Origin of the sequence: Actinoallomurus oryzae (assembly GCF_039541955.1) — a bacterium.
Classification (GTDB): domain Bacteria; phylum Actinomycetota; class Actinomycetes; order Streptosporangiales; family Streptosporangiaceae; genus Actinoallomurus; species Actinoallomurus oryzae.
This window is the reverse complement of sequence record NZ_BAABHF010000022.1, coordinates 239,270-260,204: the sequence shown is the minus strand read 5'-3', so window position 1 is coordinate 260,204 and position 20,935 is coordinate 239,270. Positions and strand designations below refer to the sequence as shown.

At 72.1% G+C, this 20,935-nt stretch carries 18 protein-coding genes; 11 read left to right on the top strand and 7 right to left on the bottom strand.

Features of this window, described 5'->3' with window-relative positions; all coding sequences use genetic code 11:
- Nucleotides 1–26: 26 nt before the first annotated feature.
- From ABEA10_RS19715 to ABEA10_RS19700, 4 genes are all read right to left on the bottom strand, one after another.
- Entirely contained in the window at nucleotides 27–1,919 is a 1,893-nt protein-coding gene (locus tag ABEA10_RS19715; RefSeq protein ID WP_345465738.1) for an arabinofuranosidase catalytic domain-containing protein, read from the bottom strand.
- Nucleotides 1,920–2,169: 250 nt separating this feature from the next.
- Nucleotides 2,170–3,048, bottom strand: coding sequence for a DUF2207 family protein (locus tag ABEA10_RS19710; RefSeq protein ID WP_486303799.1), 879 nt, complete (start codon nucleotides 3,046–3,048; stop codon nucleotides 2,170–2,172).
- Nucleotides 2,963–3,535, bottom strand: a complete 573-nt coding sequence (locus ABEA10_RS51525; RefSeq protein WP_486303798.1) for a DUF2207 domain-containing protein — start codon at nucleotides 3,533–3,535, stop codon at nucleotides 2,963–2,965. Before ABEA10_RS51525 ends, ABEA10_RS19710 begins: the two co-directional genes overlap by 86 nt.
- A 60-nt stretch (nucleotides 3,536–3,595) precedes the next feature.
- Nucleotides 3,596–4,855, bottom strand: a complete 1,260-nt coding sequence (locus ABEA10_RS19700) for a S8 family serine peptidase (RefSeq protein WP_345465734.1) — start codon at nucleotides 4,853–4,855, stop codon at nucleotides 3,596–3,598.
- Between the two features lie 193 nt (nucleotides 4,856–5,048).
- Here ABEA10_RS19700 and ABEA10_RS19695 point away from each other — a divergent pair, with 193 nt between their 5' ends.
- The 5 genes from ABEA10_RS19695 to ABEA10_RS19680 all read left to right on the top strand — a co-directional run bounded on the left by ABEA10_RS19695 (nucleotide 5,049) and on the right by ABEA10_RS19680 (nucleotide 10,020).
- Nucleotides 5,049–8,363, top strand: coding sequence for a right-handed parallel beta-helix repeat-containing protein (locus ABEA10_RS19695; protein WP_345465732.1), 3,315 nt, complete (start codon nucleotides 5,049–5,051; stop codon nucleotides 8,361–8,363).
- A gap of 145 nt (nucleotides 8,364–8,508) precedes the next feature.
- Nucleotides 8,509–9,252, top strand: a complete 744-nt coding sequence (locus tag ABEA10_RS19690) for a sigma-70 family RNA polymerase sigma factor (RefSeq protein WP_345465730.1) — start codon at nucleotides 8,509–8,511, stop codon at nucleotides 9,250–9,252.
- Between the two features lie 35 nt (nucleotides 9,253–9,287).
- Entirely contained in the window at nucleotides 9,288–9,521 is a 234-nt protein-coding gene (locus tag ABEA10_RS19685; RefSeq protein WP_345465728.1) for a hypothetical protein, read from the top strand.
- A 96-nt stretch (nucleotides 9,522–9,617) separates the two neighbouring features.
- Complete coding sequence (locus ABEA10_RS51180) at nucleotides 9,618–9,866, top strand: ATP-binding protein (protein WP_425550931.1); 249 nt, start codon at nucleotides 9,618–9,620, stop codon at nucleotides 9,864–9,866.
- Complete coding sequence (locus ABEA10_RS19680; RefSeq protein WP_345465726.1) at nucleotides 9,802–10,020, top strand: helix-turn-helix domain-containing protein; 219 nt, start codon at nucleotides 9,802–9,804, stop codon at nucleotides 10,018–10,020. Before ABEA10_RS51180 ends, ABEA10_RS19680 begins: the two co-directional genes overlap by 65 nt.
- A gap of 5 nt (nucleotides 10,021–10,025) precedes the next feature.
- On the opposite strand, the gene ABEA10_RS19675 is transcribed toward ABEA10_RS19680, so the two are convergent.
- Together ABEA10_RS19675 and ABEA10_RS19670 are read right to left on the bottom strand one after the other, a co-directional pair.
- Entirely contained in the window at nucleotides 10,026–10,661 is a 636-nt protein-coding gene (locus ABEA10_RS19675) for an NAD(P)-dependent oxidoreductase (RefSeq protein ID WP_345465724.1), read from the bottom strand.
- Between the two features lie 14 nt (nucleotides 10,662–10,675).
- The gene (locus ABEA10_RS19670; protein ID WP_345465722.1) at nucleotides 10,676–11,596 is read right to left on the bottom strand and encodes an EamA family transporter; all 921 of its coding nucleotides are present in this window, start codon (nucleotides 11,594–11,596) and stop codon (nucleotides 10,676–10,678) included.
- Between the two features lie 107 nt (nucleotides 11,597–11,703).
- On the opposite strand from ABEA10_RS19670, the gene ABEA10_RS19665 reads away from it, so the two are divergent.
- Nucleotides 11,704–12,204, top strand: a complete 501-nt coding sequence (locus tag ABEA10_RS19665) for a MarR family winged helix-turn-helix transcriptional regulator (protein WP_345465720.1) — start codon at nucleotides 11,704–11,706, stop codon at nucleotides 12,202–12,204.
- A 230-nt stretch (nucleotides 12,205–12,434) separates the two neighbouring features.
- On the opposite strand, the gene eccCa is transcribed toward ABEA10_RS19665, so the two are convergent.
- Nucleotides 12,435–16,385 carry a type VII secretion protein EccCa gene (eccCa, locus tag ABEA10_RS19660; protein ID WP_345465718.1) on the bottom strand — a complete coding sequence of 1,317 codons (3,951 nt, stop codon included), beginning with the start codon at nucleotides 16,383–16,385 and terminating at the stop codon, nucleotides 12,435–12,437.
- 233 nt (nucleotides 16,386–16,618) lie between these two features.
- Between eccCa and eccD the strand changes: the two genes are divergently transcribed.
- From eccD to ABEA10_RS19635, 5 genes are all read left to right on the top strand, one after another.
- Nucleotides 16,619–18,016 (top strand): type VII secretion integral membrane protein EccD, encoded by a 1,398-nt coding sequence (gene eccD, locus ABEA10_RS19655; RefSeq protein ID WP_345465716.1) that lies wholly within the window; start codon nucleotides 16,619–16,621, stop codon nucleotides 18,014–18,016.
- Between the two features lie 30 nt (nucleotides 18,017–18,046).
- The gene (gene eccB, locus ABEA10_RS19650) at nucleotides 18,047–19,534 is read left to right on the top strand and encodes a type VII secretion protein EccB (protein ID WP_345465714.1); all 1,488 of its coding nucleotides are present in this window, start codon (nucleotides 18,047–18,049) and stop codon (nucleotides 19,532–19,534) included.
- A gap of 107 nt (nucleotides 19,535–19,641) precedes the next feature.
- Entirely contained in the window at nucleotides 19,642–19,983 is a 342-nt protein-coding gene (locus ABEA10_RS19645; protein WP_345465712.1) for a hypothetical protein, read from the top strand.
- Nucleotides 19,984–20,027: 44 nt separating this feature from the next.
- Nucleotides 20,028–20,351: a WXG100 family type VII secretion target gene (locus tag ABEA10_RS19640; protein WP_345465710.1), complete on the top strand. Its 324-nt coding sequence runs from the start codon at nucleotides 20,028–20,030 to the stop codon at nucleotides 20,349–20,351.
- Between the two features lie 84 nt (nucleotides 20,352–20,435).
- Complete coding sequence (locus ABEA10_RS19635) at nucleotides 20,436–20,900, top strand: type VII secretion system-associated protein (protein WP_329247184.1); 465 nt, start codon at nucleotides 20,436–20,438, stop codon at nucleotides 20,898–20,900.
- Nucleotides 20,901–20,935: the final 35 nt, after the last annotated feature.

Below are 20,935 nucleotides of genomic sequence, written 5' to 3'. Positions count from 1 at the left end.
ACCCGCGGGCCCCGTCGGGCGCCGGGCTAACTCAGCGCGAACCTCTGCGCCGCCGAGCCGTTGCAGTCATAGATCTGCAACCGGGTGCCGTTCGTCGTGGCTCCGCTCGGGGAGTCGAGGCAGCGGCCGGACTGGGGGTTGCGCAGCGAGCCGTCGGCCTGCTGCTGCCAGACCTGGCCGCCGGCGCCGTTGCAGTCCCAGAGTTCCACCTGCGTGTTGTTCGCCGTGCCGTTGCCCACGATGTCCAGGCACCGGCCCAGCGTCCTGAGCGCGCCGCTGGAGAGGTGCGTCCAGTGCTGGTCCACGGCGTACGACTGGCAGTCCCAGATGTTGACCGCCGTGGAGTTCGCGCCGTTGTCGTCGCCGAGGACGTCGACGCACTTGCCGCCCGGCCCGACGATCGCGCCGCCTCCGTTGACCGCGAACTTCTGCGCCGCGGAGCCGTTGCAGTCATAGATCTGCAACCGGGTGCCGTTCGTCGTGGCTCCGCTCGGGGAGTCGAGGCAGCGGCCGGACTGGGGGTTGCGCAGCGAGCCGTCGGCCTGCTGCACCCACTTCTGGCCGCCGGCGCCGTCGCAGTCGTACAGCTCCACCTGCGTGCCGTTGGCGGTGCCGTTTCCGTTGATGTCCAGGCAGCGGCCGAGCGTGCGCAGCGTGTTGTCGGCGAAGTGCTCCCAGTGCTGGTCCTCGGCGTAGCTCTGGCAGTCCCACAGCTGCACCGGGGCGAGGTTGACGCCGGTGTCGTCGGCGGCGACGTCGACGCACTTGTTCCCCGGGCCGATGACCGTGCCCTGCGGGCCGTTCGGCACGTTCATCTGGCCGGAGTAGCCGACCGAGACGATGTTGGCCTGTACGGCGTTGTCGGCGGCGTCGGTCGGGTAGCCGGAGGTCATCACGCCTTCGAAGAACGTGCCCATGTTCCAGTTGCTGTTGTCGCCGCCCGTGCCCAGGATGATCGAGCCCTCCTGGTGCATGGGGATGTAGCCGCCGCGGTTCGGCAGCGCGCCGTTCCACCACGTGCTCAGGCCGCCGGACTGGGCGTTGCCGCCCTTGAGCGCGTACGTGGTCTGGCCGTTGTTCTTCAGCAGGGCCGTGACGTAGGTGCTGTTGTTGCCGAGGTTCGCGGTGTTGGAGCCGTTGGCGCCCTGGAACATGCCGTTCTCCAGGTCCGCCTCGACCCACGGCCCCGAGCCGGTGCACGGGGCGAAGTAGCAGGTGGTCGCGATGCTGACGGCGTCCATGTGGCCGTTGCCGGTGTCGGCCGGTGTGGCCTCGGCATTGCCGTAGTCGAAGCAGCACGCGGACCCGACGTGGGTGCCGCTCGCGACCATGTACATGCCTTCGGGCTGTCCGTTCTGGGCGACGCCGGACCCGACGGCGTGCCGGTAGCCGTGCCGGGGGGAGATCCACACGCCGTACGCCTTGTGACCGCCGGCGGTGACCGCGATCTCGCTCGCGTCCGCGGGGTAGTCGGCCCCCGTCCCGGCCGTGCCGGCCGGGGACGGCGTGAGGTCGTTGTGGCGCGAGGTCTGGTCGTAGATCTTCGTGATGCCGCACGTGGTGCCGTTGCAGAACGCGTCGTGGTCCCCCGCGTTCGCGTAGCCGCCCGCGGACAGCACGCCCACGTCGTGCGTGGCGTGGTCGGAGGCGCGGGTCAGCTGGTAAAGCGGGCCCGAGTAGCCCGCGAACAGGGCGCGTACGGTGCTGTGCGCGGCGACGCAGGGCGTGCCGGCGGCGCCGTAGATGTCGCAGGGGAGGGAGGTGGCGGCCCGCGCCGTTCCGGTCAGCCCGGCGAGGGTGAACAGGGCGAGGACGAGGGCGGCGAGGACGTACCGGACGCGGGCGGCTCCCGGCGTCGGCGGGGATGCGGCGGGGAGGACGGCGGCAGGCACGCGTGGGGCGGGGCGAGGTCTGCGCATGGCGACGGGCTCCTGGGTGCGGAGGGATGGGAACGCCTGCGGGCCGGCGCCGCAGACGCGGGGGCGGGGAATGCACCTAGGTGTTGATTTACGTTAAATAGCCGGAGGAATCATGTCAATCATTGTTTAATTCGCCGGGCTGTCATGTTCGATCGCGTTGATTTCGCGTCATTTGCATTTTCATTCTGCTGGGGCGCATGAGTCAGAATCGAGCGCGTTTTCCGTACGCGCGCCTCGGACGGGGAAGGCGTCACCAGCTACCGCCTCCGCCACCGCCACCGCCGTCACCGACGGACATTCCTCCGCCGCCGCCGGAGGGACCGAGGGGATGGTGATTGACGTCTCCGCCGTAGCCGGAGACGCGACCGGAACCGCGGCTCGTACGACCGGTGGTACCGCGCAGGGGGCGGTGCCGGGCCCATGCCGCCGCCAGGCTGTTGATCGAGGCGGCGACCGTCTCTTCCGTCTCCTGCTCACGCTTGCGCCCACGTCCGCGCTTGCGCCCGGCGACCGTGAACCAGTCCAGTTCGCTGCGGAGCGCCGGCGGCGCCAGCGCCTTGGCCCAGATGTGGGACCGCTCGAACGCCATCGCGTAGGGGAACGCGCGCGACAGGGCGGCGAGGTCGTCGACCGGCGGTTCGCCCTTCACCGTCGTCCGCCATGCCTCCGCCCGGGCCTCCGCCCGCGCGCCCGCCGCCCGGCGCGGCACGGTGTACCGTCCCACCACGGCGAGCGCCGGCACGATCACCAGTGCGGTCAGGCTCACCCACGCCGCGCCGGCGAACGACGACACGGCGCAGGAGAGCCCGAACAGGATCACGCCCACGACCGCGGCCGACCACGCCGCCACGTCTCCCTGGACCGCCTGCGCCCGCCGGGACCTGCGGTACCAGCCGAGCTCGACGAGCGAGCGCTCCAGCGACTCACGCATCGGGCTCAGCGGCGCCCGTGTCCGCATCATCTGGACGGACGCGGTGCGGTTCGTGCCGAAGACGCCGGCGAGGAACCGGCGTTCGACGTCGAGAAGGTCCTCCTCCGCCGCGTCATCCCGGATCGCCCGGACCCGCTTCTCTTCGTCGGCCAGCCGGTACGCCTCCAGGCGGATGTGGCCGCGTACGGCCAGATCCACCAGGGTCGCGGCGAGGGCGGCCCGGTCCGCGCGGGGACCGGCCACCGCCAGGGCGGAGCCCGACGCGGACGGTGAGCCCGGCGTGGGTGGGCAGCCCGGTGGCGGCGAACATCGCGGTGGTGCCCGCCGGCATCGCCCGTTCGCACCGCGCCGTGGCGTGTTCGGCGCCTGCCGCGCAGGTCACATCCTGGATGGGGACGGGCGAGCGTACGGTCACGTCGGCGCGCGTGATCGGGACGCCCCATTCGGCTCCGATCGCGTTCCAGGTCAGGAGGGGGCCGGAGGCGTCGCGTGTCAGCGCGCGGTCGACGTCGTAGTCGATCGCGTAGGTCTGGGTGCCGGTGACGGCCCGGTGCGGATCGCCGATGCGCAGCTTCTCCGTGTCGTCGTCCTCCCGCACGGTGAGCGCGCCCGCGGGGCCGGGCGGACTGGTCACGCGGAACCCGCTGAACCCCAGCACCCGGTCGTGGCGCACGTCGTACCGCACGCGCTCGGGGATCCAGCGTTCGATGCCGTGCCGCCCCGGACCGGGGGCGAATTCCCCGTCCTACCGCGCGGCATCCTGCCCGTCGCGCCCGGCCGGGCGCCAGTGGCGGGCACGGCCGCGCGGGATGATCACGGCGGCGGCGGCCACCAGCGCCACCAGGCCTCCCCCCACCGCCGCGACGACCAGTGCCCGGCCGCGCGCCGCGTCAGAGGCCGACCCGGGCATCCGGATGGCGCTCTCGGGCGGCGGCGCGGTCGCGGTCACCGGGGACGAGACGGCGGACACCGCGGCGTACGGATCCAGCACCGGGATCGCCGCCGGGTAGGCGGACACGACCAGCCGCCGGGCGACCTCGGCGGCGGTGAGCCGGGGCTCGTACGCCCGGATGAGCGCCGCCGTCCCCGCGACGTTGGCCGCCGCCAGCGACGAGCCGGAGCCGATGAAGTGCCCGGTGCCCTTCGGCCCGTGGCTCACCACCGCGTCGCCGGGCGCGGCGATGTCGGCGGCGAAGACGCTCGGGGCGTCCTTCGGGCGTGTGCCGCCCTCGCCGTAGTCCTCGACCGAGACCACCTGCGGGATGAAGGCCGGGAAGTAGGGCTGGGCCGGCGGGGCGCTCGGCGTGGATCCGGCCACCGCCCCCACGCCGGTGCGGGCGATGGGGGTCGCATCCGGCGCCGCGGGCGCGACCACGAGGACGTCCTTGCCGGTGGCGTACTGGACCGCCGCGGTCATCTCGGTGCGTCCCTTGGTGAGGGCCACGCCGACGTACACGACGCGTGCGCCGGCGTCGACCGCGGAGCGGATGCCGGACGCGACCGCGCCGGGATCGGCCTCCCCACGCCGGCCGGTGCCGCGTACCGCGAGGATCCGCGCCCGGGGGGCGACCCCGCCACCGGTCGCGTCGTCGGCGCGGCCGGCGATCAGGCCCGCGGCGAAGGTGCCGTGGCCGACGCAGTCCTTGCCCGCGCCGCCCGGCGCGGAGACCCGGCCGGCCAGTGCCGGGGCGTCCGGCGCGACGCCGGTGTCCACGACCGCGACGGTGATCCCCGCGCCCTGGCTGAGCCGGCGCACCCGTGCGAGGCTGAGGGCGCTCACCGTCCACGGCTGGGCGTGCGCCTCGGTGGGGGAGGCGCCGGTGCAGGACTGGCCGGAGGCGAGGGCCGACGGTATGACGGGCAGGCCGACCGGGGTGGGCTCGACGGCGGGCCGTCGCCGGTACGCGGTGGCCGACGCGGCTCCCGGCAGGGCGGAGACGGCGAGCGTGAGGGTGGCGACGGCCACCGAGGCGACGGCGCGCGCACGCCGAGGGACACGTCGCATGTGCTGAGCCTAAAAGAGCCGTCTTGTCGTTTTCTTGTCGTCGGCGGCAATTATCTCCGCTGGTCCGCGCGGAGCCGGGGGAGGGTGTCAACCGGTCCCCCTGAGCGGCATGATGGTCCGAAGGCGTACAAATCAGCGCCGCCCACGACATCATCGACCAACGGCATCACACCGCTCCCGAGGAGGGTCCAGCGTGTCTCGGCAGTTGCTCACGGTCTCCCCCGACGGGCCGGGCGGTTTCCGGACGATCCAGGAGGCACTGGCCGCGGCACGTACGGGGTCGGTCGTCCGGATCCGGCCGGGCCGGTATGCCGAGAGCCTCGTCATCCGCACCCGGGTCACCATCGTGGCCGAAGGTGAGCGGGGCAGCGTGGAGATCTGCCCGCGCAGCGGCACGGCGGTGATGCTGCTGACGGACGCCGTGATGCTGACCGACCTCACGCTGCGCGGCGGAGGCGACGACGTGCCGGTGGTGGACGCCGCGCACGGTCAGATCGCGATGGAGGGCTGCACCGTGGCCGGCTCCGGGTGGACGGCCGTGCTCGCCCGCGGGGCCGGGTCGCTGGCGATCCGCGGCTGCCGGATCACCAACGCCGAGGGCGCGGGCATCGTGGACACCGCCGAGACGGCCAGTGTCATCGAGGACTGCCTGATCGAGAACCTCGGCACCTCCGCCGTCGTCCTGGGCGAGAAGGCTCGCTCGACCGTACGCGGCTGCCGGATGCGCGACGCGCGCGGCAACGGCGTGCTGGCCAACGGCGAGGCGCAGGGCACGATCGAGGACTGCCACATCGCCACGACGTCCAAGCCGGCCATCGCCCTGGAGGGCGACAGCGCCACCAGGATCGTGCGCACCCACGTGCGCGACTGCGCGGTTGGCATCTACGTCACGAGCGGCTCACGGCCGGTGCTGGAGGACGTCTCGGTCAGCGACATCACCTCCGGCCCCGGCATCGTGCTGGCCGGCGGCGCGGACCCGCTGGTACGGCGCTGCCGGACGTCCCGTACGAAGGACAACGGGCTGGCGGTCACCGAACGCTCGCGCGGCACGTTCGAGGAGTGCGAGTTCACCGGCTCGACCGCTTCCGCGGTCAAGATCTCCGGCTCCAGCTCGCCGTCGCTGGGCGGCACGGCGGTGCGCGAGTGCGGCGACGCGTCGGCGTCCGTGCTGCTGACCGAGGACTCCGTGGCCGAGTTCGACCGGCTGGAGGTGGCGGACGCCGCCGGCACCGCCATCGCCGTACGCTCCGGCGCCAACCCGCTCATCCGGTACGCGACCGTCACCGCGCCCGGCGGGATCGGCGTGGAGATCACCGACGACGGGCGCGGGCGGCTGGAGAACTGCGTCGTCGAGCGGGCGACCGGCGCCGCCGCACGCATCGGCGGCGGGGCCAACGTGTCCTTCCGCGACTGCGCGTTCCGGTCGGCCGGCGACGCGGGCGTGGCGGTCGACTCCGGCGGTATGGGCGTCGTCCTCGACTGCGAGGTGTCCGACAGCGGCGCCTCCGGCGTGGTCGTACGCGAGGGCGGCGACGTGACCCTGACCCGGGCGCGGGTCAGCGGCTCCGGCGCGCACGGCGTACTGCTGTCGGCCGGGGCGCGGGCCACGCTCGACGCCTGTGAGCTGTCCACGAGCCTCGGCGACGGCATCCGGGTCGACACCTCCGAGGCGGTCTCGGTCATCGGCTGCGCCGTACGCGACAACCGTGGTGCCGGCCTGCGTCAGCCCCGCCCCGGCGGGCGGCTGACCGTACGCGACCTGGAGAGCTCCGGCAACGCCGCCCCCGACTCCTGGGGCGTCGAGGCGGGTGAGGACGCCGAGCCCGGAGCGCCCGACAAGCCCGCGGAGACCCCGGCGCCCAAGCCCGCCGGGCCGCTGGAGGAGCTGGACGCCCTCGTCGGCCTGCAAGGGGTCAAGCGGCAGGTGCGCACGCTCGTCAACCTCAACCAGATGTCGCAGCGCCGGGCACGGCTCGGCATGCCCGTGCCGCCGATGAGCCGGCACCTGATCTTCGCCGGGCCGCCCGGCACCGGCAAGACGACGGTCGCCCGGCTGTACGGCGGCATCCTCACCGAGCTGGGCGTGCTGCGCAGCGGACACCTGGTCGAGGTGTCCCGCGCCGACCTGGTCGCCCAGTACGTCGGCGCGACGGCCATCAAGACCACGGAGGCGTTCAACGACGCCCTCGGCGGTGTGCTGTTCATCGACGAGGCGTACACCCTGGTCTCGGAGGGGAAGAACGACTTCGGCCGGGAGGCCATCGACACCCTGGTGAAGCTCATGGAGGACCATCGCGACGAGGTCGTGGTGGTGGCGGCCGGGTACACCGAGGAGATGCAGGCGTTCCTGTCCGCCAACCCCGGCATGGCCTCGCGGTTCAGCCGGACCATCGAGTTCACCAACTACTCGGTCGACGAGCTCGTGACGATCACCGAGAACATGTGCAGGAGCCACCGGTACGAGCTGGACCCGCGCACCCGGCAGGCGCTCGCCGCGCACTACGAGCGCATGCCGCGCGGCGCCACGTTCGGCAACGGCCGCGCGGCGCGCGGCGTCTTCGAGGAAATGGTCGACCGCCAGGCGTTCCGCCTCGCCGGGATGACCGACCCGGCCGAGAGCGACCTCTCGCTGCTCCTGCCCGAGGACGTCAGCGACGACGCCGCGCGGGCGGCCGAACCCTCCGCCGACCGCGAGACCCTGCTGGCCAGCCTTTCCAGCATGGTCGGCCTGCACGCGGTGAAGCGCGAGGTCAAGGACATGGTCGACCTGCTCACCGCGGCCAAGCAGCGGGAGGCCGCCGGGCTGCCCGCGCCCAACATCAGCCGGCACCTGGTCTTCACCGGCTCACCCGGCACCGGCAAGACGACGGTGGCCCGGCTCTACGCCGAGCTGCTGCACGCCCTCGGCGTGCTGCGCCGCGGGCAGCTGGTGGAGGTGGCGCGCGCGGACCTGGTGGGCCGCTACGTCGGTCACACCGCGCAGCTGACCCGGGACGTGTTCCAGACCGCACTGGGCGGTGTGCTGTTCATCGACGAGGCCTACACCCTCACCCCGGAGGGCTCCGGGAACGACTTCGGCCGCGAGGCCGTGGAGACGCTCCTGAAGCTGATGGAGGACCATCGGGACGAGGTCGTCGTCATCGTCGCGGGCTACACCGAGGAGATGCGGCGCTTCCTCAACTCCAACCCCGGCCTGGCCTCCCGGTTCTCCCGGCACGTGGAGTTCGAGGACTACAGCACCGACGAGCTGGTCGAGATCATGCGGGGCCAGGCCGGCGCCAACGGCTACGAGTGCACCCCCGAGACGGTCCAGGCCCTGCGGGCGTACGTGGACGCCATCCCGCGCGACCGCAGCTTCGGCAACGCGCGGCTGGCCCGGCAGCTGCTGGAGACGATGATGACCCGGCAGGCCCGGCGCCTCGGCGGGATGAGTTCACCCGACGTGTCGGCCATGCGTTCGCTGCTGCCCGACGACATCCCGGCGGCGAACACCCCGAGCGCGCACTGACCCGCCGGCGCGCCGACAAGGGGCAGCGGCAAGGAGTCGGCAAGCGGGCACCAAGACCGCCTGCCGAGGATGGGACGCGATGACAGCGGTCGCGTCGGGGATCTGGGGCGGCCTGTTCTGAACGAACGGATGGGGTCGCCTCCTTATGACGCGCAGCCAGGTGCTGGACCGGCCACTGAATCGGACTGTCGTCGCCCCCCGGCCGGTGCGCCCGGCGCAGGACCACGACGTGACGCCGGGCCCGGAGCCGGTGCGGTCGGAGCCGGTGGGGCCGGGCCCGGTGGGGCCGGAGCCGGTGCGGTCGGAGCCCGTGCGGTCGGAGTCCGTGCGGTCGGAGCCGGTGCGGTCGGAGCCCGAGCCGGTGCCGGAAGCGCTGGGGGACGCACTGGGGGACGACGCGTTCTCCCGCACGCTCTTTGAGCGGCACGGCACGGTCCTGCTCAGCTTCGCCGTCCAACTGTGCGGCGGCGACCGGTACCGGGCCGAGGACGTCGTCCAGGAGACCGCCGTACGCGCCTGGCAGCACCGGGGAATCCTCGATCCCACGACGGACCGGGTGCGCACCTGGCTGTTCACCGTCGCGCACCGGCTCGTGATCGACCACCACCGCGCCCGGCAGGCCCGGCCGAAAGAGGTCGCCGACGAGCCCGAAGAGCCGGCCGTACCCGACCCGGCCGACCGGCTCGTGACGCTGCGGGCGGTGCTGGAGACCATGACCGAGCTCACCGAGCAGCAGCGCGAAGTCCTCATCTACACCTATTACGTCGGCTACAGCGTGGAGCAGACGGCGGCCGTGCTCGGCCTCCCGCCGGGGACCGTCAAGTCCCGCGCCCACTACGCCATGCGTGCCCTGCGCGCGTCACTGCGCGCCCAGGCCGTCATGGACTGAGTAATTCGCGATTTCTCACGCGGATGGGAGTTCACGTGATTCGTAAGACTCTGGTGTCGCTGGGGCTCGCGGCGGGAGTGGCGGGCGGCGTCCTCGCCACGGCGGGCTCGGCCTCCGCCGCCTCTTTCGTCCCCGGAGGCGTGTACCCCTCGGTCCAGGCGTGCTCGGACGCCGGCAACGCCGGTTTCCCGCGGGGGCGCTGGGTCGGCTTCTACTGCCAGTCCCTCGGCTACGGCCAGTACGAACTGTGGGTCCAGCCGACCTACTAGAGAAAACCACTACGCAAGCGCGAAAGCCTCTGATCGAACTGATCAGAGGCTTTCGCGCTTGGGGGTTCTAGTCGGCCTGAACGATGGTGACCTCGCCTGTGGGGGCGGTCCGGCCAGGTCGACGACGGAGTCCAGATCATCGGTGAGCTGTTCAACAACGCTCTGAGCCACGCGCCGAGCCCGGACTACGTCGTCGCCGTCGACTGCAACGGCGGAGCCGTCCGGCTCGAGATGTGGGACTCATCCCCGCACCGCCCCACTCTCCTGCCGATCGACTTCGATGGCGAACACGGCCGTGGGATGCACTTGGTCGCGGCTCTCTCGGAGATGTGGGGATGCCGCTGAGCGGCAGGAGTTCGCGCAGGACGCCGTACGGCTCTACGACCAAGGCTGGTCCATCCGCCGCGTGGCGGAGGAGTTCGGCGTCGGCTACGGCCTGATGCGCCGGATCCTGCGGAGCCGGACGGTCCTACGAGACCGCGGCGGGAAGGCCCGCTGATCGTCTCACCAGGCGACCGTGAACCTCGTGCGGTGGTGGGCCGGGCGCTCGGCCTCGTCGAGCAGGGCGACCGCGAGATCCTCCATGGAGATCGCCGACCTTCCCGAGTCGTCGACGAGCAGCGTGTCGGTGCCGGTCCGGTAGGTGCCGGTGCGCTCGCCCGGTTCGAGCAGCGCCGGTGGGCTCAGATAGGCCCAGTCCACGTCGGTGCCGGCCGTACGGCAGACCGTGAGCTGCTCGGCGCACGCCTGCGCGATGGGCCGCCAGTCGGTGGGGAAGTCCGGGGCGTCGACCACGAAGCCGCCGGTGCCCGGTACGGTCAGGGTCGCCGCGCCGCCGACGATCAGCAGCCGGGCCGCCGGGTCCGTACGGGCCACGCCGGTCAGGAGGGCCTTGGCGGTCGCCGCGAGCTCGTGTTCCCGGCCGGGTGCCGGGCGGGTGGCCGCGATCACGACGTCCTGGCCGGTGCTCAGCCGGGCCACCTCCCCGGCGTCCGCGGCGTTGCCCGTACGGACGCGGGCGCCGTCGTGGCGATGGCCGGACCGGCGTACGACGGCGGTGACCTCGTGGCCGCGGTCCAGCGCTTCGGCCACCACGCGGCTGCCGACACCTCCGGCCGCTCCGAACACGGTGATGCGCATGTCTTCTCGTCCTTTCAGCAGGCGCGGGCCGGGGCGGGCGCCGGCGCGGGGTTGGGGGTGGGGAGGGGACGTGAGCCACGCAGCTGGCCGAGCAGCGTGCCGCCGAAGGCGATCGCCATGCCGAGCACCTGGAGCGGGCTGAGCGCCTGGCCGAGCGCGGCCCAGCCGATCACGGCGGCCGACAGGGGGCTGAGCAGGGTGAGGAACGCGACCGAGGTGGCGGGCAGCCGGGACACGCCGCGGAACCACAGCCAGTATCCGACGGCCGTACCGACGACGCCGAGGTAGAGGTAGCCGCCCACCGCGCGGCCGTCGAGGGCGGGCGGTCCGCCCTCGATGATCAGGCTGAGCGGGACGAGGAAGAGCCCGCCGGCGGTGAGCTGCCAGCCGGTGAGCGCGAGCGCGCCGACGCCCTCGGGGCGTCCCCAGCGCTTGGTGAGCACGGTGCCGGCCGACATCGCCGCGGCCCCGGCCAGCCCGGCGAGTACGCCGACGGTGTCGAGCCGCGCGCCCGAGCGCAGGACCACCAGGCTCACGCCCAGCACCCCGACGATCCCGGCGAGCAGGCGGCGGGCGGTCGGCCGCTCGGCGAGCAGCATGGCCGCCCAACCCAGCGCGAAGAGGGGCCCCACCGAGCCCAGCACGGCCGCCACACCGCCCGGCAGCCGGTACGCGGCCAGGAACAGCAGGGGGAAGAAGGCGCCGATATTCAATACGCCCAGGACCGCCGCCCGCCAGATCCACGCGCCGCGCGGAAGCGTCCGGGTGAGGGCCAGCAGGGCCAGGCCGGCCGGAAGCGCCCTCATCAGCGCGGTGAACATCGGCCGGCCGGGTGGCAGGAACTCCGTGGTGACCGCGTAGGTCGAGCCCCAAGCGAGCGGGGTGAGCCCGGTCAGGGCGAGATCACGCGTGTTGGGGAGGCGTGAAAGCGCCATGTCGATCCCTCCACATTGATAATCTCAACGTTGAGGTAACTGTGCACCGAAAAGAGCTTCAACGTCAAGTAGTTCAACATTAAGATTATTAGGGATGAGGGGAACGCATGGGTGACGCGGTGGATCTGGTGCTGGCCCAGTGGGCGCGGGAACGCCCCGACGTCGACGTCTGGCCGATGGGGGTCGTCGGGCGGATCTCCCGCCTGTCGCGGTTGCTCGACCTCCGGCTGAAGGAGTTCTTCGCCGAGCGCGGGCTGGAACGATGGGAGTTCGACGTCCTGGCCACCCTGCGCCGGTCGGGCCCGCCGTACGAGCTGACGGCCGGCGCCCTCAACCGGGCGGCGATGATCACCTCCGGCGCCATCACCAACCGCATCGACCGGATGGCCAAACGAGGCCTCGTCGAACGAGTACCCGACGAGGCGGACCGCCGCTCGGTACGCGTACGACTCACCGATCAGGGCTGGGAGACGGTCGAAGCGCTGGTCGGCCCGCACACCGAGAACGAGGCACTCCTCCTGTCCGCCCTGAACCCCCGCGAACGCGACCGCCTAGCGAGCACACTACGCACCTTGCTGGAGTCCCTGGGAGACACATCACTCGACTAGACCAGCGCCCCGAACCTTCACCGCGCCAGCGAGCCCGAACGGTCCCTGTGAGGGGCACCCTCAGCCGGTCCCGGCATGGTGAGGGGCACCCTCACAGCCGGGCCTGGCGGGTGAGGGGCACCTTCAGCCGGGCCTGGGGTGGTGAGGGGGACCCCCACAACCGGGTTCGGCATGGACAGGGGTACACCCCCATAACCGGGCGGCTCTCGCCTGCGGCTCTCGTGGGTGGGTCAGTCGAGCAAAGCGGTCTGCATTTGCACTGTCTTTCGGCGGGCGATTCGCAGTGCTCGGCCGGGGGGCAGGATGCGGCCCTTGACGTTGCCGAACAGGAAGCCCTCGTCCGGCGGGCAGGACATCAGCAGGGACGGTGTGTTGACCTCCTGGAGCCGCCGCATCATCATCTCGCCCAGGCCGCGTCCGGCGCCTGCGGCGGATCGGGCGACGACCAGGTGCAGGCCGACCTCCCAGCCGAGTGCGAGGTGGGGGATGAGCGGGTCGAACGGGTGCTGCATCGGGCCCGCGCCGACCATGTCGTAGTCGTCGACCAGGATGAACAGCCGGGGGCCGCTCCACCAGTCGCACAGCCGCATCCGGGCCGGTGCGATGTCCGGGCCCGGCACGCGGGCGCGGATCGCCCGCCCGGCGCCGTCCAGGAGGTCGCGCAGCGCGTCGATCGAGACGGCGTGCCCGAGCCGGTATTCGTCGGGCACCGCCTCGACCAGCTCGCGGCGGTAGTCGACCACCATGATGCGGGCCTCTTCGGGCGTGTACCGCTCGGTGATGGCCTTGGCCATGAGCCGCAGCAGGTTCGTCTTGCCGCACTCGGTGTCGCCGACCACGATCATGTGGGGGTTCTCGCCGAAGTCGTGCCACACCGTGGAGAGCCGCTCCTCCTCCAGCCCGAGGGGCACGCGGAAGTCGCCCTCGGGTGCGGGCAGCTCGTGTGCGTGCAGCGTGGCCGGCAGCATCCGCACCGGTGGCGCGGGTGGCCCCGCCCAGCTCTCGCTCACCGCCGCGACCAGCCCCGCGACCCCCTCCGCGAGGTCGCCGGCGCTCTCCACCGAGTCGATGCGCGGCAGTGCGGTGAGGTAGTGCAGCTTGTTGTCGCGGGTGATGCCACGGCCGGGGGCGCGCGGCACCGAGGCGGCGCGGCGCGGGTCGATCTCCGAGTCCATCGGGTCGCCCATCCGCAGCTCCAGGTGTGTCGCGGCCTGGTCGCGTACGGCCGCCGACAGCTCGACCCAGCGGGCGGTGGTGATGATGAGGTGGATGCCGTAGTTCAGCCCCCGGGCGGCGATCGCGTTGAACGTCGGGAGGTACCGGTCGTAGTCCTGCCGGAGGGTCGACCACCCGTCCACGATGAGGAACACGTCGCCGTGCGGCTGGTCGGCGAACTCCCCCTCCGCCCGGCGCCGCCGGTAGGTCGCCATCGAGTCGATCTCGTTGGCGAGGAAGAACTGCTCGCGGTCGGCGAGCAGCGCGGTGACCTCCGCGATCGTGCGGCCGACGCGTTCGGCGTCCATGCGCGCGGCGACCCCGGCGACGTGCGGGAGGCCGGCGAGCCCGACCAGCGTGCCGCCGCCGAAGTCGAGGCAGTAGAACTGCACCTCACGTGGGGTGTGGGTGAGCGCCAGCGCGGAGATGAGGGTGCGGACGAGCGTGCTCTTGCCGCTCTGCGGGCCGCCGGCGATGGCGACGTGGCCGCCCGCGCCGTGCAGGTCGATGACCAGCAGGTCGCGGATCTGCTCGAAGGGCCGGTCGACGATGCCCACCGGCACGGTGAGCTCGCCGCGGAGCTCCCAGTCGACGGTCGTCAGGCCGAGATCGCCGTCGGGTTCGAGCGGCGGGAGGATCTGGTCGAGGGTCGGGGGCAGGTCCAGCGGCGGCAGCCACACCTGGTGGGCGGGCGGCCCGGCGTCGCGCATCCGGTCGACCGCCACCGACAGCAGCGTCTCGCCGGTCTCCTCGGGCTCCTCCTCGCTCTCCACGGGCTCGGGCGGCTCGACCGGCGCGACCCGTGAGGCGGACCACGGCACGACCTGGCTCGCGACCCGTGCCTGGTCGGCCCGGCCACGCGCCCGGTACTGCCCGGAGGAGTAGGCCGCGCGGAACCGCGTCAGCGCCTCCACGCCGGTCTTGAGAAAGCCGCTGCCGGGCTGCGGCGGCAGCGTGTGCGCGTCGGGTACGCCGAGCACGCCGCGGCTCTCCATGGCCGAGAACGTCCGCAGGCCGATGCGGTACGACAGGTGGCTCTCCAGCTGATGCATCCGGCCCTCGTCGAGCCGCTGCGAGGCGAGCAGCAGGTGCACGCCGAGGCTGCGGCCGAGCCGGCCGATCATCACGAACAGCTCCATGAAGTCGCGGTGCGCGGCGAGCAGCTCGCTGAACTCGTCCACCACCACGAACAGGCTCGGCAGGGGCTCCAGCGGCGTGCCGGAGGCGCGCGCCTTCTCGTACTCCAGCACCGAGACGTAGTTGCCCGCGGCGCGCAGCAGCTCCTGGCGCCGCATCAGCTCGCCGTGGAGGGCGTCGCGCATGCGGGCGACCAGGGACGCCTCGTCGGCGAGGTTGGTGATGACCGCGGAGACGTGCGGCAGCTCGTCCAGGCCGAGGAAGGTCGCGCCGCCCTTGAAGTCGACCAGGACGAAGTTGAGCGTCTCGGAGGAGTTGGTCAGCGCCATCGCCAGCACGAGCGTGCGCAGCAGCTCGCTCTTGCCCGAGCCGGTGGCACCGATCAGCATGCCGTGCGGTCCGGTGCCGCCCTGGGCGGACTCCTTGATGTCGAGCTCCACCGGCGTCCCGTCGACGCCGACCGCGATCGGCACCTTCAGCCGCTCGGAGGGAGTGCGCTTGCGCCACAGCGTCCGCGGGTCGTGGCGGTACAGGTCGGGGATGCCGAGCAGCGTGGCCAGGTCGATGGTGGACGACAGGGGTTCCGCCGTATCGCCGCCCACGCCCAGCCGGTACGGCGCGAGCCGCTTGGCCAGCGCGGACGCGCTCCGTACGCCCAGCTCGTCGGGCCGGCCGAGCAGGGTCGTCTGCTCCTTGCGGTCACGGTCGGTACGGACCAGCCGCAGCTCGCCGTCCCGCACGTCGAGGCGCAGAGTCGTACGGCCGGGCCGCCAGGTGAGCGCGCCGCTCAGGTCCAGCACGGTGACGTTGCGCATCCCCGGCCCGTCCAGCGGGTGCCCGGCCGGGACGGTGGCCCCGTCCACCACGATGAGCGTGTACGGCTCCTCGCGTCCGGCGTGCGCCTCCGGGTCGTACTGCGGGCGCTCCCAGAACTCGGCGCCCAGCATGCCCTCCAGCTCCGGAAAGTCGGTGGCGATCATGCGGACGGGCCCGGCGCCGTCGTTGTCGTGCGGGTTCAGGTTGTGCGGCAGCCACTTGGCCCACTCCCAGTCGGCGCGGCGGCCGGGCGCGACGCACAGCGCGAGCCACAGGTCGTCCGGGCAGTGGAAGACGACGAGCTGGGCGATCATCGCCCGGACCATCCCGCGGATGGCGTCCTCGTCGCCGCGCATCAGCAGCCGGGCCCAGGACCGCAGGTAGACGGCGGTGGGCTGATTCGGCACCGTGGCGTACGCGCGGATGAAGCTGCGCAGCGCGTGCGCGGTGAGGGGTTCGAGGTCCTCGACCGGCTTGCTGGACGTCGGCGACAGCCGCAGCCCCAGCTTCTGCTCACCGATCGCCAGCCGCGCCTCGGCGAAGTCGGGGTCCGTCGGCCGGCGCTCCCACATCCGGGTGGTGCCGACCATCGACCACAGCGTCTGCGGCGCCGGGTGCCGCCAGACCAGGGCCTTTTGCTGGTCGCGCACTGCCGAGCGCACCTTGCGCCGGGTCTGGGAGAGATAGCGCAGGTAGTCGCGGCGCGCGCCCTTCAGCTTCTGCTTGCGTTCGCTGCTGCGGCGCATCCCGTTGCCCAGCAGCATGGCGCCCGCGGCGAGGACCATCATGATCAGCGAGATCGGCAGGAAGCCGTTGGCCCTGCTTCCGCCGCCGCGCGTCATGTACATCATGACCATCGCACCGGACATCAGCGCCATCGGCAGGTAGGTCCAGACGGCGGACGAGTCGGGCACGGTCTCCGGGAGCGTGGGCGGCTCCTGGAGGTTGATCTCCCCGTCGGGCATCTCCGGCGCGCGTCGGCGCGCCGGCCTGCGGAAAAGCACGAAACTCAACGAGGGCCTCCTGGCGTGTACGGCACGGCACAGCGGCGGTGGGTCGACGTGTGCGGAGAGCGGCCGAGGAGAGCGAGCGGACTCGTTGCCAGGCATCGTACAGTGGCCAGCCACCGGCCGGATCGCCCGAACCCGGGATGAACCAGGTGTTCGCCGCGTACGTATGCCCAAACGGAGAGCACTGACGAGACCGACCGAACAACACAACACGCCTGAACCTCGAAGGAGGGCCCATGGCCAATGGCACGGCGGCGGGACTGTGCCGGTTGACGGTGCGCGCGCCCTCGAAGGCCATCGACCTCGCCGTCCCCTCAGACGTTCCGGTCGCCGACCTGCTTCCGGCCGTGCTCGGATACGGCGGGGACGACCTCGGGGAGGCGGGCCTCGAGCACGAGGGCTGGGTGCTCCAGCGGCTGGGCGAGGCTCCGCTCGACCACGAGGCCACCCTCGAGTCGCTCGGGCTGCGCGACGGTGACACGGTCTACCTGCGGCCTCGCACCGAGGCGCTGCCCGAGGTACGGCTGGACGACATCGTCGACGGCATCTCGACCACCATGAAGGAGAGCCCGCACGGCTGGAGCCCGCAGGCGAGCCGCCGGCTGCTGCGCGGGCTGACGCTGGCGGCCCTCATCGGCGCGCTGGTCATCATCGCGTTGCCGGGCGGTCCGGCCGTGCAGCGCGAGATCACGGCGGGCGCGTTCGCGCTGCTGCTGCTGGCCGGGGCCGCCGCGGCGAGCCGCGCCGTGGGCGACGCCGCCGCGGCCGCGCTGCTGGGCGCGATGGCCGGCCCGTACCTCGTGCTGGCCGGTTGGCTGCTGCCCGGCGGCGCGCTGGCCGGCCCGGACCACTACCGGACGCTCGGCGCCCGGCTGCTGGCCGCGTCCGCGGCGGAGGCGGGCGGCGCGGTGCTCGCGCTCGCCGTGGTGGCGGCCTACACGGCGTTCTTCGTCGGCGCGACCGTGTTCGCGATCGCAGGCGCGCTCGGCGGCACTCTTCTGATGGTCGCGAACATGCCACCCGAGCACGCGGCGAGCATCGTCGCCCTGGTGGCGGTCGCCTTCGGCGCGTTCGTGCCGTCGCTGTCGTTCCGGCTGTCAGGGCTGCGAACACCGCCCCTGCCGACCAACGCCGACCAGCTCCAGGAGGGCATCGAACCGCGCTCGCCGTCGGCCGTCGCCGCCCGCGCGGTCCTCGCCGACACCTGGATGACCGCCCTGTACGCCACGGCCGGTCTGACCTGCGCCCTCTGCGTGACGGCGCTGGCGCGGGGCGGCCGGCTCAGCCAGCTGCTGATGGCCGCCGCGGTGTCCCTGCTCCTAGTGCTGCACAGCCGGGGCCTGGGCAACGTCTGGCAGCGGCTGTCCCTGGTCGCGCCGGGAGTCTGGGGCGCGGCCATGATGGTCGCCGTCGAGGTCGCCGGGGCCGATCCGGGCGGCCGGACGCTGCCGGCCGTCGGGGTGGCGGCGGCCGCCACGTCGCTTCTCATCTGCGGATGGATCGTTCCGGGCCGCCGGCTCGTGCCGTACTGGGGCCGGGCCGCGGAGATCCTGCACAGCCTGGTGGCGGTCAGCCTGCTGCCCCTGGCCCTGTGGGTCCTCGGCGTGTACGGCGAGCTGCGGGCGATCGGCTGACCGGAGGCTGGAGAGGACGGGCGGGAGACGATGCAGTCACGTCGTGACCAGGTCCAGGCCCACCTGTTCGTCATGGGCCGGATCACCTCCGGGATGCTGCGGGCCGACCCGGACGCGCCGGAGAGCCCGCAGGGCCGTACGAACCGCGGCGCGATCGCCGGGATCGTCGTCGCGGTGCTGCTGTGCGCCGCGGCGTTCATCTGGGGACTGATCTCCCCGGGCCGTTCGAACACCTGGCGTGACTCCCAGAGTCTGATCGTCGACCAGGACACCGGCGCCTCGTACCTCTATGTGGACGGCCGGCTCCGTCCGGTCCGCAACTACGCCTCGGCGCGCCTGATCGGCGGCACCAAGCTGACGACGCGCAAGGTGCGGAACAAGTCGCTGGCCGGCGCGCCGCACGGGCAGCCGGTCGGCATCGTCGGCGCGCCCGACTCGCTGCCGAACCCGGCGGATCTCAGCCGGGACCCGTGGGCGGTGTGCTCCGGCACCGGTGCGGCCGGTTCCGTCGCCACCTCCACCACGCTCGCCGTGGGCGCGAAGACCACGGGCGACGCACCGCTGACGGCGGGCGAGGGAATGCTCGTCACCGGGCCCGGTCCCGACGTGTATCTCGTGTGGCAGGGCAGCCGGCTCCGGCTGAACCAGAAGGGGGGCGCGATGTCCGCGCTCGGCTACGCGGGGCAGACCGTGTCTCCGGTCTCGGCGGCGTTCCTCGACGCGCTGCCGGCCGGACCGGACCTGACCGCTCCCGCCGTACCCGGCATGGGCACCGCCGGACCGACGCTGGACGGCCACGCGACCCGCATCGGCCAGGTGTTCCGGGTCGGCGTGATCGGCGCCGATCCGCACTACTACCAGCTGCGCCAGAACGGCCTGGTAGGGATCAGCGTCACCGTCGCCGACCTGCTGCTGGGCGACCCGGACGTCCGCCGCCTCGCGTACGGGAACCGGACCGCGACCGCGACCTCGCTGTCGGCCGACGTGCTGAACACGCACCTCGCCCCGGCGGACCAGACGTCGCCCCCGGGGGCGATGCCGGAGACGCCACCGCGGCTCGTGGACCGCGGCACGCTCCAGTCCGCCTGCGTACGGGTGACGCCGGGCGGCGCGGGCCCCCGGGTGAGCGTGGTGCTGGCGAACCCGGCCACGCTCGGCCTGGTCGCGCAGGCGCCGACCTCCGCCGCCTGTGTCCCGGTGGATCGCATCACCACCCCGCCCGGCGGCGGCGTTCTCGTACGGGCTCTGGCGGCCGACGGAGGCACGGGCGGCGCCACCGTGTACCTCGTCACCGACACCGGCACCAAGTACCGCGTGCCGACCAGCGGTGACCTCGCGGCGCTCGGCTACTCGGTCGGAGAGGCAGTGGCGCTGCCGTCGACGCTGCTGGCGATGCTGCCGGCCGGCCCGGACCTGAGTTCGGCGGCGGCGTCGGGCTCCGCCACCCCGGCGACGCCACAGCCGTGCGGAAACACCGCGCAAGGCGGTGACAAGTCGACGACAAGTCACGCCCGATAAGGAAAAGGGGCATGGGGCGATGAACCGGATGGTGGACGCGCCACCTCGAAGAGCGCTCTCCATCCTGCCCCCGTTCCGTGCACCCGAACCAGAGAGGAAGGCGAGCGGTGGCAGGCAGCGGAATGCAACAGTCGCAGGTATCGGCGACCAAGAACGGCATCAACGCCCTGGAAGAGGCATTCTCCGGCATCACGAGGATCCGGCAGGACGTCGAGTCGACGCGCTACAACCTCGCCTCCGGCTACAAGGGCTCGGACGGCGGGAAGTTCGGTGACCTCGTCAACAACTGGGAACAGCAGTGTGACGTCATCCTCGGCAACCTGCGCGACATGGTCGACAAGCTCAACCAGACCCTTGTCTCGCAGCACAAGCAGCAGGGCTCGAGCAACGAGCAGATCAACCAGGCGTACAACCAGTCGCAGGCCGTCTTCGACGCCCTGCACGGCTGAGCGCGTCCCCCCTCCCATTCCGCTGACGAGAAACGAGGACACCGATGAGCGAGGACTTCACCGACGGCTACATCTACGTCGACTACTCCCACATGAACAACGCCGCCGACGACCTGGTCTCCCAGACCAAGGCGATCGCGCAGACGATCTCCAACATGGAGATGGAGCTCACCCAGCTCAAGAAGAGCTGGATCGGTGAGGACAAGGACGTCTACACCCAGAAGCAGACCGCGTGGGACAACGCCATCAAGGCGATGGAGGACATGCTCACCGGCCACTCGAAGCTTCTGGACGAGATTTCCGGCAGCTACAAGTACAACGAGAACAACCTCAGCCAGATGTGGTCCGAGGTACGGATCGGCGGTTGACCGCCCGCCTTCGGCCGCTCGTCATACGGGCGGCCGGAGGCGGCGAAAAGAGCCCGACGTCCACGTACTCCGGGAAGGCGAGCAATGGCCGAGAACAAACTGAAGCTGGACAAGGCGGGGCTGAAAAGCTTCATCGACAACCAGATCGTCCCCTTCGCGAACTCCCTCGACAAGGTCGCGAATCAGGACAACGACGAGGGGGTGACGATGGACAGCCTCCTGGGGAACGGCAAGATCCCTGAGCACGAGAACGAGATCTTCAAGATCCAGCACCCGCTGTCGGTCGGCCAGCTCGCGACCGACGACTCGCGCACCCACGGCAAGGCGGTCGTCTCGAAGATCACCGACGTCGCGCAGTCGATCTCGGACATCTACGTCAAGCAGATCAAGCTGTTCAACGACCTGCACCGGAACCTCGACACCACGATCACCAAGCTGATGGACGGTCAGCACGACAATCTGACGAAGATCGACGGAAAGATCTTCCTGGACGGCCTGGGCACGTTGCCCGGCGACTTCCAGGGGACGGGTTCCACCGAGCAGTCCTGAGCGCCGGGTGACATCCCGGCCCACGCACATCTTCC

What these genes read in the sequence shown, in the direction of transcription:
- ABEA10_RS19715 (WP_345465738.1), bottom strand. Translation starts at nt 1,919, where the DNA reads ATGCGCAGACCTCGCCCCGCCCCACGCGTGCCTGCCGCCGTCCTCCCC.
- ABEA10_RS19700 (WP_345465734.1), bottom strand. Translation starts at nt 4,855, where the DNA reads ATGCGACGTGTCCCTCGGCGTGCGCGCGCCGTCGCCTCGGTGGCCGTC.
- ABEA10_RS19690 (WP_345465730.1), top strand. Translation starts at nt 8,509, where the DNA reads ATGACGCGCAGCCAGGTGCTGGACCGGCCACTGAATCGGACTGTCGTC.
- ABEA10_RS19680 (WP_345465726.1), top strand. Translation starts at nt 9,802, where the DNA reads ATGGCGAACACGGCCGTGGGATGCACTTGGTCGCGGCTCTCTCGGAGA.
- ABEA10_RS19675 (WP_345465724.1), bottom strand. Translation starts at nt 10,661, where the DNA reads ATGCGCATCACCGTGTTCGGAGCGGCCGGAGGTGTCGGCAGCCGCGTG.
- ABEA10_RS19670 (WP_345465722.1), bottom strand. Translation starts at nt 11,596, where the DNA reads ATGGCGCTTTCACGCCTCCCCAACACGCGTGATCTCGCCCTGACCGGG.
- ABEA10_RS19665 (WP_345465720.1), top strand. Translation starts at nt 11,704, where the DNA reads ATGGGTGACGCGGTGGATCTGGTGCTGGCCCAGTGGGCGCGGGAACGC.
- eccD (WP_345465716.1), top strand. Translation starts at nt 16,619, where the DNA reads ATGGCCAATGGCACGGCGGCGGGACTGTGCCGGTTGACGGTGCGCGCG.
- eccB (WP_345465714.1), top strand. Translation starts at nt 18,047, where the DNA reads ATGCAGTCACGTCGTGACCAGGTCCAGGCCCACCTGTTCGTCATGGGC.
- ABEA10_RS19640 (WP_345465710.1), top strand. Translation starts at nt 20,028, where the DNA reads ATGAGCGAGGACTTCACCGACGGCTACATCTACGTCGACTACTCCCAC.
- ABEA10_RS19635 (WP_329247184.1), top strand. Translation starts at nt 20,436, where the DNA reads ATGGCCGAGAACAAACTGAAGCTGGACAAGGCGGGGCTGAAAAGCTTC.